Annotated in this window: 2 protein-coding genes and 1 pseudogene; all 3 read left to right on the top strand. The window is 38.2% G+C overall.

All coding sequences use genetic code 11. From position 1 onward, the window contains the following. A partial coding sequence (locus HT691_RS10170) for a transposase (protein WP_172925362.1) occupies positions 1 to 280 on the top strand: 280 nt, incomplete at its 5' end. Positions 281 to 309: 29 nt separating this feature from the next. Next, the gene (locus HT691_RS11430; protein WP_000379812.1) at positions 310 to 465 is read left to right on the top strand and encodes a hypothetical protein; all 156 of its coding nucleotides are present in this window, start codon (positions 310 to 312) and stop codon (positions 463 to 465) included. 388 nt (positions 466 to 853) lie between these two features. Beyond that, positions 854 to 1,690, top strand: a pseudogene (locus HT691_RS10160) (IS630 family transposase); the annotation flags it as partial.

Raw genomic sequence — 1,690 nt, 5'->3', positions numbered from 1 at the left:
GACAAGCGATTTCTTTGTGGAGTGGTTCAAAACGCAACTCCTGCCTGCTTTGAAGACACCTCATGTTATTATCATGGACAATGCTAGTTTTGATCCCAAGAACATTTTGGATGAACTCTGCATCCAAGATAAACACTTTTTCTTACCTCTACCGCCATATTCACCGGATTTGAATCCTATTGAGCAAGCATGGGCTATCTTGAAAAAGAAAGGAACAAATTTATTAAGGGAAGTCCCAACTATTTTTGAATGTTTGGAACGCTTTTTTAAAACTAAATAACTATATAATAAAAAATAAGGGGACACGAAATGGACACCAAAGCTAAAAAGTTCACACTTGCAACGATTTCAGCTCTATCACTTCTTGGGGTAGGAATTGTTACATCACAATCAGTAGCCACTAATGATAGGCTGGTTTCCACTCAAGCAATCAATGGTCAATCCTACAATATCTTAAACTCTTAGGTCACTAGTACTTCTTCTGGTACTACTCTAGTTGGGATTGAAGGGACTTTCTTAACGCCATATAAACAGGCTATCTTAGACCGTATCAATGCCATTCGAAAAGAAACAACAGACGAAGGTCTAGTTACTAGCTATGTTCCTATCAAATGGTCAACTGCACTAGAAAAAACAACCTTCATTCGTGCAGCAGAAGCTTCGATCACCATTAATCACACACGCTTGTCTAGTAAGGACATTTGGAGCGCCTGGTCTTCAGGAAATTTCTCACTAGCAGAAAACTTGGCTTGGAACTATGACGGATTTATGACAGCTATTAATCAATGGTATGAGGAAAAAGCCGATTATGTTAATACTAGACTAAAATAAAAAAGCATTATATAATAGTAATATGAAATCAACTAAAGAAGAAATCCAAGCTATCAAAACACTTTTAAAAGACTCTAGTACAGCTAAATATCATAAACGCCTTCAAATCGTTCTATTTCGTCTGATGGGTAAATCTTATAAAGAGATTATAGAGCTTTTAGACTGTAATCAAACAACGATTTGGCCAACTGTAAAAAAATATGAGGAGTTCGGACTCGATTCTCTCCTTCAAGAAATACGTGGTGGTCGTAACCATGCACATATGACAATTGAGGAAGAGAAAGCCTTTCTTGCCCGTCATTTGAAGGCTGCAGAGGCAGGAGAATTTGTTACAATTGATGCCTTATTTCAGGCTTATAAAAAGGAGTTAGGTTCTTCCTACACACGTGATACCTTCTATCAACTCTTGAAGCACCATGGTTGGCGAAATATTAGGCCACGTCCAGCACATCCCAAGAAAGTAGACTCTCAAACCATTGTCGCGTCTAAAAATAAAATCTCAATTCAAGAAGAAAAGAAAGCGCTTTAAAACCAGTAGACCTTTTCGTAAGGTTCGCTTGATGTACCAAGATGAGGCTGGTTTCGGTAGAATCAGTAAACTGGGATCTTGTTGGTCTCCAATAGGAGTAGGTCCACATGTCCATAGTCACTATATACGAGAATTTCGCTATTGTTATGGAGCTGTTGATGCCCATACAGGCGAATCATTTTTCTTAATCGCTGGTGGATGTCATACTGAGTGGATGAACGCCTTTTTAGAAGGGCTTTCACAAGCTTATCCAGATGATTATCTTTTACTCGTTATGGACAATGCCATATGGCATAAATCAAGTACCTTAAAGATTCCGACTAATATTGG

The sequence above is a fragment of the Streptococcus sp. 477 genome (assembly GCF_013277295.1).
Taxonomy (GTDB): Bacteria; Bacillota; Bacilli; order Lactobacillales; family Streptococcaceae; genus Streptococcus; species Streptococcus pseudopneumoniae.
The sequence above is the reverse complement of the archived record's forward strand: the minus strand, read 5'-3'. Positions and strand labels throughout refer to the sequence as shown.

Bases quoted from the DNA above. Each gene is read 5' to 3' on its own strand.
- HT691_RS11430 (WP_000379812.1), top strand. From the start codon at position 310: ATGGACACCAAAGCTAAAAAGTTCACACTTGCAACGATTTCAGCTCTA.